This window comes from Streptomyces sp. CRN 30 (assembly GCF_034105845.1).
Map to the genome: position 1 here is coordinate 73181 of NZ_JAVRHI010000521.1, position 10543 is coordinate 83723.

At 72.3% G+C, this 10543-nt stretch carries 10 protein-coding genes and 1 pseudogene; 3 read left to right on the forward strand and 8 right to left on the reverse strand.

Features of this window, described 5'->3' with window-relative positions; translation table 11 throughout:
* Positions 1-149: 149 nt before the first annotated feature.
* Entirely contained in the window at positions 150-986 is an 837-nt protein-coding gene (locus UW392_RS61455; RefSeq protein WP_320784228.1) for an SURF1 family protein, read from the forward strand.
* Between the two features lie 32 nt (positions 987-1018).
* Here UW392_RS61455 and UW392_RS61460 read toward each other — a convergent pair whose 3' ends face one another.
* The 4 genes from UW392_RS61460 to UW392_RS61475 all read right to left on the reverse strand — a co-directional run bounded on the left by UW392_RS61460 (position 1019) and on the right by UW392_RS61475 (position 5744).
* Positions 1019-2173: a hypothetical protein gene (locus UW392_RS61460; protein ID WP_320784229.1), complete on the reverse strand. Its 1155-nt coding sequence runs from the start codon at positions 2171-2173 to the stop codon at positions 1019-1021.
* A 74-nt stretch (positions 2174-2247) separates the two neighbouring features.
* Complete coding sequence (locus tag UW392_RS61465) at positions 2248-2823, reverse strand: SigE family RNA polymerase sigma factor (protein ID WP_320784238.1); 576 nt, start codon at positions 2821-2823, stop codon at positions 2248-2250.
* A 543-nt stretch (positions 2824-3366) separates the two neighbouring features.
* Positions 3367-4443 (reverse strand): aspartate-semialdehyde dehydrogenase, encoded by a 1077-nt coding sequence (locus tag UW392_RS61470; RefSeq protein ID WP_320784230.1) that lies wholly within the window; start codon positions 4441-4443, stop codon positions 3367-3369.
* An 8-nt stretch (positions 4444-4451) separates the two neighbouring features.
* On the reverse strand, positions 4452-5744 hold the full coding sequence (locus UW392_RS61475) for an aspartate kinase (RefSeq protein ID WP_320784231.1): 1293 nt from the start codon (positions 5742-5744) through the stop codon (positions 4452-4454).
* A gap of 224 nt (positions 5745-5968) precedes the next feature.
* Here UW392_RS61475 and UW392_RS61480 point away from each other — a divergent pair, with 224 nt between their 5' ends.
* The gene (locus UW392_RS61480) at positions 5969-6685 is read left to right on the forward strand and encodes a sulfite exporter TauE/SafE family protein (RefSeq protein ID WP_320784232.1); all 717 of its coding nucleotides are present in this window, start codon (positions 5969-5971) and stop codon (positions 6683-6685) included.
* 13 nt (positions 6686-6698) lie between these two features.
* Here UW392_RS61480 and UW392_RS61485 read toward each other — a convergent pair whose 3' ends face one another.
* The 3 genes from UW392_RS61485 to UW392_RS61495 form a co-directional block, all read right to left on the reverse strand.
* Positions 6699-7358 carry a DUF5063 domain-containing protein gene (locus tag UW392_RS61485; RefSeq protein ID WP_320784233.1) on the reverse strand — a complete coding sequence of 220 codons (660 nt, stop codon included), beginning with the start codon at positions 7356-7358 and terminating at the stop codon, positions 6699-6701.
* Positions 7351-7950, reverse strand: coding sequence for a recombination mediator RecR (gene recR / locus UW392_RS61490; protein WP_320784234.1), 600 nt, complete (start codon positions 7948-7950; stop codon positions 7351-7353). Before recR ends, UW392_RS61485 begins: the two co-directional genes overlap by 8 nt.
* A gap of 82 nt (positions 7951-8032) precedes the next feature.
* The gene (locus UW392_RS61495) at positions 8033-8377 is read right to left on the reverse strand and encodes a YbaB/EbfC family nucleoid-associated protein (protein ID WP_190202919.1); all 345 of its coding nucleotides are present in this window, start codon (positions 8375-8377) and stop codon (positions 8033-8035) included.
* Between the two features lie 261 nt (positions 8378-8638).
* On the opposite strand from UW392_RS61495, the gene UW392_RS61500 reads away from it, so the two are divergent.
* The gene (locus UW392_RS61500; protein WP_320784235.1) at positions 8639-9385 is read left to right on the forward strand and encodes an SLATT domain-containing protein; all 747 of its coding nucleotides are present in this window, start codon (positions 8639-8641) and stop codon (positions 9383-9385) included.
* Positions 9386-9733: 348 nt separating this feature from the next.
* Here the strand turns inward: UW392_RS61500 and UW392_RS61505 are convergent.
* Positions 9734-10543 (reverse strand): annotated as a pseudogene (locus UW392_RS61505) (serine/threonine protein kinase); the annotation flags it as partial.

Consider the following 10543-nt stretch of genomic DNA (forward strand, 5'->3'; position numbering starts at 1 on the left):
CGCGCAGAAATCGCCCCCAGCCTGTGGATAACCTCCCCCTCCCCGGACTCGTACACGCTGTGAAGAGGGACTCCTGACCGGACTCCTGACCGGACTCCTAACAGGCCCCCGCGCCCCGGCCCCGGGGCCGAAGCCGTACGGTTGAGGGCGTGTACCGGATTCTGCTGACGCCCCGCTGGTGGGGGATCAACGTCTTCGTCGTGCTCGCGATCCCCTTCTGCGTCTTCATGGGCTCCTGGCAGCTGGGCCGGTTCGAGGACCGGGTCGACGACCACCACGCCGCGGACGAGCAGGCCGCCTCGGCCCGCAAGCAGGCCACGCGGCCGCTGGACGAGCTGCTGCCCGTGGACAAGTCCACCGTCAACCGGCGCACGACCGCCACCGGAACGTACGACGAGCAACTCCTCGTCCCCGACCGCACGGTGGACGACCGCACCGGCTACTACGTCCTGACCATGCTGCGCACCGACTCCGGCGAGGCGCTCCCCGTGGTCCGGGGCTGGCTGCCGGGCGAGGCGGACCCCGCGAAGGCCCCGGCCCCGCCGACCGGCGAGGTCACCGTCACCGGCACGCTCCAGGCGTCCGAGACGCCGGGCGACAACGGCGTGAGCGCGCGCGGCGGGCTCCCCACCGGGCAGACCGCCGCGATCAGCGCGGCGTCGCTGGTCAACCTCGTGCCGTACGACGTGTACGACGCGTACGTCACGCTCGACAAGGGCGACTCGGGGATGACCGCCGCGCCGCTGAGCCGGACCCAGGACTCCGGGCTGGACCTGAAGGCGTTCCAGAACCTCGGCTACACCGCCGAGTGGTTCGCGTTCGTCGGCTTCGTCGTCTTCATGTGGTTCCGGCTGCTGCGCCGCGAGGTGGAGCTGGCGCGCGACGCGGAGCTGGGGATCGTCCAGGCGGACGACGAACAGGACACCGCGCAGGACGACACCGAGGGGCCCGAGAGCCCCAGGGAGCCCGCGCACTCCGGCGTGTAGCGGCCCGCGGGCCGACAGGCCCCGGGACGGACCTACCCCGCCATCACGCCCGTCCAGTACACGGTCCCCGCGCACGCGTTGGGCACCACGGCCGTCGCCGCGCCCGAACCCGTGTCCGCGGTGTACGTCACCGCCACGCTGCCGTCCGCCGGGACGTCCGAGACCAGCTGGGTCCCGAGCTGGGTCGTGGCGCCGGCGGAGGTCGCCGTGTCGGTCGAGCCGGTGGACGTCTCGGTGGGCGTCGGGTCCGGTGAGGGATCGCCGGTGCCGCCCGTGGAGCCGCCCGTGGTCGGACAGGTGTCCGACGGCACCCAGGCGAACCGCACCTCGTACGACGCGCCCGGCTTCAACAGCACCTGGCCCGCCTCCAGGGAGGGGTCGGGCAGTCCGCTCGCCGGGTCACCGGCGACGTGCCGCGCGGTACCGATCCGGGCCGGGTCCGCCGCGCCCTGCGCGGTCACGGTCACCGAGCCCGGACCGCCGACGGTGCAGCCGGCGGAGGAGACGTTGCTGACGCGGAAGGAGCCGTAGACCACGCCGGTGGAGTCGGGGGCGGCGCTGGAGCCGACGGCGCCGCCGAGCTGGGCCGCCGTGCACTCGGCCGTGCCGGTGCCGCTGGGCGTCGTCGGGTCGGCGCCGGTGGCCGAGCCGCCGCTGCCGGTGGCGGCCTCCTTCTCCTCGTCCTTCTCCTCGCGGCCGGGCTCGTCCTTGTCCTCGCCCTTGTCCGAGGAGCCGACGGTGGCGCTCTGGCCGCCGGCCGGGTCCTTGCCCTGACCGGCTCCGCCCTGCGCCTGGGAGGCGTTGCCGGCGACGGACGGATTGGCGCCCGGACCGGTGGAGTTGGAGACGTGGACGAGCGCGGGAACGGCGGTCCCGACGAACAGGGCGGCGGCCGCCATGCCGACGGCGGCCTGGCGCTTGCGGGCCCGGCGGGCGGGGACCGCGCGGCGCAGGTGGTCCAGGGCGCCGTCGCGCGGCTCGACCTCCCGGACCGCCTGCTGCAGCAGGTCGCGCAGGGCCAGTTCGTCGGGGGCGAGCCCGCTGTCGGCCGCGCCGCCCGCCTCACTGCCGGAGTCGGCACCGGAGCCGGCACCGGCTTCGGTGGTGCGGGACTCGGCGCCGGCGTCGGTCTCGGGTCCGTCCGGCCCCTGGACGTCGGGGCCCTGCTCGTCGGGGCCGTGGTTCACAGTTCCGTTCCCAGCGTGCGATTGCTTCGGCTCTTGTCCGTCCAGTCCGCCGCGCCCCGCGGCGGTGCCGTCACTCATGCCGGCGCCCCCATGGCCAGCCTCAGTGCGGCGATACCCCGTGAACCATAGGCCTTGACCGACCCGAGGGATATCCCGAGCACCGCGGCGACCTGCGCCTCGGTCATGTCCGCGAAGTACCTGAGGACCAGGACCTCGCGCTGGCGGCGCTGCAGTCCCTTCATGGCCTTGATCAGGGAGTCGCGCTCCAACTGGTCGTAGGCGCCCTCTTCCGCGCTCGCCATGTCGGGCATCGGCTTCGAGAGCAGCTTCAGGCCGATGATCCGGCGGCGCAGTGCCGACCGCGACAGGTTGACGACCGTCTGCCGCAGGTAGGCCAGGGTTTTCTCCGGGTCGCGGACCCGTTTGCGCGCGGAGTGGACGCGGATGAACGCCTCCTGGACGACGTCCTCGCAGGAGGCGGTGTCGTCGAGCAGGAGGGCCGCGAGACCGAGCAGCGACCGGTAGTGGGCGCGGTAGGTCTCGGTGAGGTGGTCGACGGTGGTGCCCGCCGCCACGACGTCCTCGGCACCGTCACGCTGCGTCGGTATGGGCGCGGGCTGCGCTGCGGGCATGGGCGCGATCACCGGCATGCCACCGGCCGCGCGGACACGCGCGGGCCGACGGGGCGGCCGCAGGGCCGTTCCGCGTGCCGTCGCCGTAGGGGGTACCCCCTGCTCGAAGAGCTTGGGGGACAAGTCGAGTACCTCTGCCACGCCTGTTGGACACGTCCACCCCCGTAAGGGTTGTACGTCCCGAGGCTGGTCTTCGCTCTCGCGTCTGACTGAGCCCCCGTTGGTGCCTCGTTCGACGTCATGCGCCCGCTCTTCCCCTATGTCCCCTACGGCATGGACGTCCCCACGTCCACACCCGGCGTCCCCGCGCGCCCCGGATGGGGTGACGGCAAAGACGCTCCCCGCCGTCCGCACGGTTGCGGAGGGCGGGGAGCAAATCCTCTGACGGCACCCGGTCTGCGATCAATAGATCGATCTGATCCGGACAGTGTCGTCCGGATCACATCGCTCACACAGATCCTACAAATGTTTCACGTGCAACCAACCGGTAATTTCACCGGAGCACATCGGGACGCCCCGCACCCGGGGACGGTGCGCCCCGCATCTCCGGGGCCGGGTGCCTCACGCGAACTCGGCCGCGACCAACTCGGCGATCTGCACGGTGTTGAGGGCGGCGCCCTTGCGCAGGTTGTCCCCGCACACGAAGAGTTCGAGCGCCGTGGGGTCGTCCAGCGCCCGCCGCACCCGGCCGACCCACGTCGGATCGGTGCCGACCGCGTCGGCGGGGGTGGGGAACTCGCCGGCGGCGGGGTCGTCGAAGAGCACGACGCCCGGCGCGGTGGCCAGGATCTCGCGGGCCCGCCCGACGGTGACCTCGTCCTCGAAGCGGGCGTGCACGGTCAGGGAGTGGGTGGTCACCACGGGGACCCGTACGCACGTCACCGCGACGGGGAGCCGCGGCAGTCCGAGGATCTTGCGGGACTCGTCGCGCACGGTCATCTCCTCCGACGACCAGCCGTCCTCGCGCACCGAACCGGCCCACGGTACGACGTTCAGCGCGACCGGCTCCGGGAACGGGCCGGTCCCGTCACCGACGGCCCGCCGCAGGTCACCGGGGTTGGTGCCCAGCTCGGTACCGGCCACGAGGGACGTCTGCCGGCGCAGGGTGTCCACGCCGTCCCGGCCGGCCCCGCTGACCGCCTGGTACGTGGAGACCACCAGCTCGCACAGGCCGAACTCGGCGTGCAGCGCGCCCAGGGCGACGATCATCGACAGCGTCGCGCAGTGCGGGTTGGCGACGATCCCGCGCGGGCGGTTCCGTACGGTGTGCGGGTTGACCTCGGGAACGACGAGCGGCACCTCCGGGTCGAGCCGGAACGTGCCCGAGTTGTCGACCACGACCGCGCCCTTGGCCGCGGCGACCGGCACCCACTCCCCGGCGACCTCGTCGGGTACGTCGAACACGGCGACGTCGACCCCGTCGAAGGCGTCCTCGGTGAGCGCGACGACCTCGCACTCCTCGCCGCGGACGGCCAGCTTGCGACCGGCCGAGCGCGCCGAGGCGATCAGACGGATCTCGCCCCAGATGTCCGCGTGCTGGGACAGGATCCGGAGCATGACGGACCCCACGGTCCCGGTCGCGCCGACGACGGCGAGCGTCGGCCGCCCGGCCCGTGGGGACCGATCGGTTTCGGCCATTTCGGCCATCAGCGGCCGGTGCCCCCGTAGACCACGGCCTCGTCGCTCTCGGAGTCCAGGCCGAAGGCGGTGTGCACGGCGCGGACGGCCTCGTTGACGTCGTCCTTGCGGGTCACGACCGAGATGCGGATCTCGGAGGTCGAGATCAGCTCGATGTTCACGCCGGCGTCGGAGAGCGCCTTGAAGAAGTCGGCGGTGACGCCCGGATTGGTCTTCATCCCGGCGCCGACCAGGGCGATCTTGCCGATCTGGTCGTCGTAGCGCAGGGAGTCGAAGCCGATGCCGGAGCGGTTCTTCTCCAGGGCGTCGATGGCCTTGCGGCCCTCGCTCTTGGGCAGGGTGAAGGAGATGTCCGTCAGCCCCGTGGAGGCGGCGGACACGTTCTGCACGATCATGTCGATGTTGATCTCGGCGTCCGCGATCGTGCGGAAGATCGTGGCCGCCTCGCCCGGCTTGTCCGGCACGCCGACGACCGTGATCTTGGCCTCGGAGGTGTCGTGCGCGACACCGGAGATGATGGCCTGCTCCACCTGCTTTTCCCCTTGCTGCTGTGTCATGTCGGCGCGCGGTTCGTTACTGACCCACGTGCCCTGGAGGCCACTGAAACTCGACCGGACATGGATCGGGATGTCGTACCGGCGCGCGTACTCGACGCACCGGTGGAGCAGCACCTTCGAGCCGTTCGCGGCCAGTTCCAGCATGTCCTCGAAGGAGATCCAGTCGATCTTCTTCGCCTTCTTCACCACGCGCGGGTCGGCGGTGAAGACGCCGTCGACGTCGGTGTAAATCTCACAGACGTCCGCGTCGAGCGCGGCGGCGAGGGCGACGGCCGTGGTGTCGGAACCGCCCCGCCCCAGCGTGGTGATGTCCTTGCTGTCCTGGCTGACACCCTGGAAACCGGCCACGATGGCGATGTTGCCCTCGTCCACCGAGGTGCGGATGCGGCCCGGCGTCACGTCGATGATCCGGGCTTTGTTGTGGACCGAGTCGGTGATGACACCTGCCTGGCTGCCGGTGAACGACTGGGCCTCGTGCCCCAGGTTCTTGATCGCCATGGCCAGCAGGGCCATGGAGATCCGCTCTCCGGCGGTCAGCAGCATGTCGAGCTCGCGCCCGGCAGGGATCGGGGAAACCTGCTCGGCGAGATCGATCAGCTCGTCCGTCGTGTCGCCCATCGCGGAAACGACGGCAACCACCTGGTTGCCGTTCTTCTTCGCTTCCACGATCCGCTTGGCGACGCGCTTGATGCCCTCGGCATCGGCTACGGAGGAGCCTCCGTACTTCTGCACGACAAGGCCCACGTGCGCTCCTCGCTCAATCCGTCTCTATCCGCACGTACGTGTATGTACTGCGGTCGGCTCAGTCTAACGAGCGTCCGGATCTCGCCCCCGCGATATCGCATGGTGAGACTTCCGGCCGCCCGTCCAGGCGGGCTCATTCCCATCCGGGGACGAGTCACTCGGGAAAGTGCGGTGAGTCACACGTTCACAAACGGGGTTTGAGGGCGCGCTGGGATGATCGTCCGATGGATGACATAGCGCTGGCCGGGATCGTGCTGCTCGGGGCTTCCGTGCAGTGGCTCACCGGAATGGGGTTCGCTCTCGTCACCGTGCCCGCACTGGTGTTGCTGCTCGGACCGGCCGAGGGGGTCGTGCTCGCCAACTGCGCGTCCGGGGTCATCTGCCTGATCGGACTGGCCGAGGGGTGGCGGCGGGTGCGGGTGGGGGCGATGGTGCCGCTGTGCGTCGCGGCGGTGTGCACCGTACCGGTGGGCGCGTGGCTGACCCGGCGGCTGGCCGAGCCCACGCTGCTGACGGTGATGGGGGCGCTGGTGACGGTCGCCGTGGCGCTGGTGATGGGCGGGGCGCGGGTGGCTGCCCTGCGCGGCACCCGGGGCGCGGTCGTGGCGGGCGCGGTGGGCGGCGTCATGAACTCCGCCGCCGGGGTCGGCGGGCCGCCGGTCTCCCTCTACGCGGTCAACGCCGGCTGGAGCGTGGCCGAGTTCGTGCCGAACGCCCTCTTCTACGGCGTCGTCGTCAACGTCTTCTCCGTCGCCGCGGGCGGCCTGCCCTCGCTCGGCGGCGCCCGGTGGGTCTGGGTCGCGCTGGCCCTCGGCGCGGGCATGCTGGTCGGCCGGGCGCTCGCCGGGCGGCTGTCGGAGCGGCGGGCGCGGGGGCTGATGCTCGGGCTGGCGCTGGTGGGCGGGGTGACGACGCTGGTGAAGGGGGTAGCGGGGCTGTAGCCGTCGGGCCGCCTCACTTCACCGGGCGCAGGCCCAGTGGACCGGCGATCTCCTCCACCATCACGCGGCCCGCCTCCGCCTCCAGCGCCTCGTCGCCGAGGTCCTGGTCGGTGTCCAGGCCGTCGAGGGCGGCCAGGGGCTGGTTCAGGCGGACGTGGGCGACGACCGACTGGAGGGCGCGCAGGGTCGCCGACGCCGTGGAGCCCCAGTTGGAGAAGTAGGAGAACTGCCACCACCACAGGGCCTCCGTGGTGCGGCCGGCCCGGTAGTGGACCATGCCGTGGCGGAGGTCGGTGATGACGTCGGTCAGGTCGTCGGAGACGCGGGCCGGGACGGGGGCCTTGCGGGGCTCGTACGGGTCGAAGACCTCGGAGTAGACGTCGATGGGCTCCAGCAGGCGGGCGAGGTTCTCGCGGAGTTCGTCCACGTCTTGCTCCGGGCCCGGATCGGGCTCGTAGCGCTCGTCGGGGACGATGTCCTCGTGCGCGCCGAGGCGGCCGCCGGCCAGCAGCAGCTGGGAGACCTCCAGGAGGAGGAAGGGCACGGCGGAGGCCGGCTCGTCGCCCTTCGCGACCTCCGTGACGGCCACCAGGAAACTCTCGACCTGGTCGGCGATCTGGACCGCGAAGTCGTCCGGGTTCTGGTTCGTCGCGTGCAGCGTGGCGTCAGACATCTAGGAGTCGTCTCCCCTCGAAGGCGCGGCCGAGGGTCACCTCGTCCGCGTATTCCAGGTCGCCGCCCACCGGGAGGCCGCTGGCCAGGCGGGTGACCTTGAGGCCCATGGGCTTGATCATGCGGGCGAGGTACGTCGCCGTGGCCTCGCCTTCCAGATTCGGGTCCGTGGCCAGGATCAGCTCCGTGACCGCGCCGTCGGCCAGGCGGGCGAGCAGCTCGCGGATGCGCAGGTCGTCGGGGCCGACGCCGTCGATGGGGCTGATCGCGCCACCGAGCACGTGGTACCGGCCGCGGAACTCACGCGTGCGCTCGATGGCGACGACGTCCTTCGGCTCCTCCACCACGCAGATGACCGCCGGGTCGCGGCGCTTGTCGCGGCAGATGCCGCACTGCTCCTCCTGCGCGACGTTCCCGCAGGTCGCGCAGAAGCGGACCTTCGCCTTGACCTCCGTCAGGGCGTGCGCGAGACGCCGTACGTCGGTCGGTTCCGCCTGGAGGATGTGGAAGGCGATCCGCTGCGCGCTCTTGGGACCGACGCCGGGCAGCCGCCCCAGTTCGTCGATGAGGTCCTGGACCACGCCTTCGTACAACGGACTGCCGTCCTTCCTGGGGTTCTGGCACTACGTACGGTAGAGGGCCGCGGGCTGTCTTCGAAAGGTCGGAAAGGTCAGATCAGAAGGGCAGACCGGGGATACCGCTGCCGCCGCCGAGACCCTGGGCCAGCGGGCCGAGCTTCTGCTGCTGGAGTGTCTGGGCGTTCTCGTTGGCCGCCTGCACGGCCGCGACGATCAGATCGGCGAGGGTCTCGGTGTCCTCCGGGTCCACCGCCTTGGGGTCGATCACCAGGCCGCGCAGTTCGCCCGAGCCCGTGACGGTCGCCTTGACCAGGCCGCCGCCCGCCTGCCCGTCGACCTCGGTCCGCGCCAGTTCCTCCTGGGCGTTCGCCAGGTCCTGCTGCATCTTCTGGGCCTGCTGGAGCAGCTGCTGCATGTTGGGCTGGCCACCACCGGGGATCACGATCAGCTCCTGTCGTCGCTGCGGGTTCGTCACTGATTTGTGCGTTCAGCACGAGCCTACGTGGTCCGGGCGGCCCTCGCTCCAGCACTCTTTCGGGTGAGGTGGGGTGACCTCCGTACCTGATCGGTGGCCTCTTCCGGGCGGAAAAGGGGTGCTACCGGGGGGTTCGTGCCGTGTCGAGGGGTAGGAAGGGGTCCGGCGAACGGTCAGTGACGATCACCGGTGGTGATCCGTCCCGTGGTGATCAGTGGGGAGTGCCGGGTGGGTCAGCCGGAGATGCAGCCCGAGAAACCGCTTCAACGGCAGGTGCGGGGTGAACCGGGCCCGGGTGACCTCATGGGACGGCCCTTCCCGGTCGGCGACTGGGGGCTGCCGGCCGAGCGTCTGGACGAGCTGTACCGGTGGGTGGAGCGGGGTGCGCTCGACACGGCGGCGTGGTACCTCGCGGACCGTACGGGGAAGCGGCGGATCTCCCGGGCGCTGCGCGGCGGGGCGGCGGCGGGCGCGGCCGTGGGGTGCGCGCTGCCGTTGCTGGAGCTGGCGGGGGTGGTGCGCGGGGCCGCCGCCTGGGGTTACGTGGCGCTCCTGGTCGCGGTGGTGTGCGTGGCCGCGGACCGGTGGTTCGGGGTGAGTGCCGGGTGGATGCGGGACGTGGCGACGGCGCAGGCGGTGCAGCGGCGGCTGCTGGCGTTGCAGTTCGACTGGGCGTCGGAGAGCGTGCGGGAGGTGCTGGGCCCGGCGGAGGGGACGGCCGGCGAGGCGGCCGAGCGGTGCCTGGGGGTGCTGCGGCGGTTCTCCGAGGACGTGGCGGAGTTGGTGCGGGGGGAGACGGCGGAGTGGATGGGGGGTTCCGGGCCTGTGGCCCATCGTGGGGGATGTGGGGGATGTGGGGATGTGGGGAGTGGTGGGGGGCGGGGGGTTTCTGAGGCCGCGGTGGTGCAGGGGCGGTTCGGGGGGGCGGTGGTCCGGCCGAACATGCCTCGGCAGCGGCCGCCGGAGGCGCGGTGAGCTTCCCTTACGGGGGTGGGGTGGGGTGGGGTGGGGCGGGCGGGTTGTTGCGGGGCGGGATGTTGCGGGGGCGGGATGTTGCGGGGGGGGGGGGATGTTGCGGGGGGGGGATGTTGCGGGGGGGGGATGCGGTGGGGCGGGGTGTTGTGGTGGGGCGGGGGGGTGCTGGGCCGGGGGGTGTTGCGCCGCTCGGCGTTTGCGAGGTGCCGCCGCGCCCACCCGTGCCGCCCCTGGCGGCACGATTGCCCGCTTGATGCGTCGTCGCGACGGCCGCCGTGTTCTCCGCGCTGAGCCACTGCACCCCGGTCCCCCGCTCCCGCGGGCTCCCGAGCACGATCACGCTTTCGATCACTCGCGGGTGTACGTGAGTTTCTTGCCGTCGCTGTCCAGGACCCGTTCCAGGGTTCCGTCCGGCTGGAGGGTCACGTCGGACGACGAGCCCGGGGCGCAGCCCTCCGACGCCTCGCCGACCGTCACGTCGGAGGGGCCGATGCGCAGGGGGCCGTCGCCGTCGGGGGCCTCGTCGAGGGCAGCCTCGAACACGCAGTGGTAGGCGTCGCCGTCGGCGACGAGGGAGAGGACGGTGTCGCCGACCTCTCCCTGCCGGAGGGTGAGGCGGCGGTCGTGGGTGCCGGTGGCGTTGGAGAAGGTGACGGTCCAGGTGCCGAGGTACTCCGCCGGGATCGGGCCGTCGCCGGCCGCCGGAGTGGTCGGGCGGTCGTCCGGTTCGGTGGCCGGGCCGGTGGTGTCGGGGGTGTCGGGGGTGTCGGGGGCGGCCGAGGAGGACACGGCCACGGTCGGCGCCGGGCTCGCGCCGCCGTCCGCGTCCGTACCGCCGTCGCCGCTCATCAGCGCGTAGACCGAGCCGCCGGCGGCGAGCGCGACGACCAGGGCGACGACCACGAGCAGGACGGTGGAGCGGTTCCCGTGGGGCGGCGGCTGGTGCGGGGCGGCGTAGGGGCCGGGCTGGGCCTGGTAGTAGGGCGGCGGGACCGGGCCGTAGGGAGGGGTGGGGCCCAAGGGGCCGTAGGGGTGGTGCGGTCGGCCGCCGTCGGCGGCGGCGGCGGCCGGGGACGTCGGGGGCGTCGGGGGGTACGGCTGCGGCTGCGGCTGCGGCTGCGGCTGCGGCTGCGGGTAGCCGTATCCGGCGGGGGCGGG